The 585-nt window shown below is 45.6% G+C and carries 1 protein-coding gene; it reads right to left on the bottom strand.

The window, feature by feature from the left end; genetic code table 11:
• A partial coding sequence (locus JUB15_RS28330; protein ID WP_207516124.1) for a transposase occupies positions 1–539 on the bottom strand: 539 nt, incomplete at its 3' end.
• Positions 540–585 lie beyond the last annotated feature (46 nt).

Genomic DNA, 585 nt, shown 5'->3' with positions numbered 1-585 from the left:
CCTTCCTCTTTAACCTTATAGAACATGGCGTCCAGCCACACGATGCAGTATAGCGGTTCTAATGGCCGGGCCTGCCATTCTTTTACCAGAGGAATAATTTTATCAGTAATGGACGATAAGGTTGCAGCCGAGATTTCAGTGTCATACATGTCCTTAATGTGGGCGGAAATATCACGGAAGCTCATGCCGTGCCCATACATGCCGATGATCTTGTTTTCCAGGCTCTCGGCCAAAATAGTCTCCCGCTTTTTAATAATCTGAGGCTCGAAGGTCGCCGACCGATCACGCGGAGTCTCCAGATCGAGAGTGCCATCCCCTGTTTTGAGCTTTTTGTTGCCTTTGCCATTCTTACGGTTCCCTGCGGCTCTTTGTTCTTCATCGAGATGCCCTTCCATCTCACCCTGCAGAGCTGCTTCTAGAATATCTTTCAATAATGGTGCAAACGCCCCATCTTTGCCAAATAGGGATTTACCGGATCGTAATTGCTCAAGGGTCTTGCGCTTGAGCTCTTCATAGTCGAATTTTTCTTTTTTGTCCATAAAAAAACTGTATTAAAGGTCTTGATTTTTTAACCTTTGACACAGT

The organism is Longitalea luteola (assembly GCF_017356035.1).
In the GTDB taxonomy this organism is placed as follows: domain Bacteria; phylum Bacteroidota; class Bacteroidia; order Chitinophagales; family Chitinophagaceae; genus Niastella; species Niastella luteola.
Note: the sequence above shows the minus strand (reverse complement) of the source record. Positions and strands in the feature narration are given on the sequence as shown.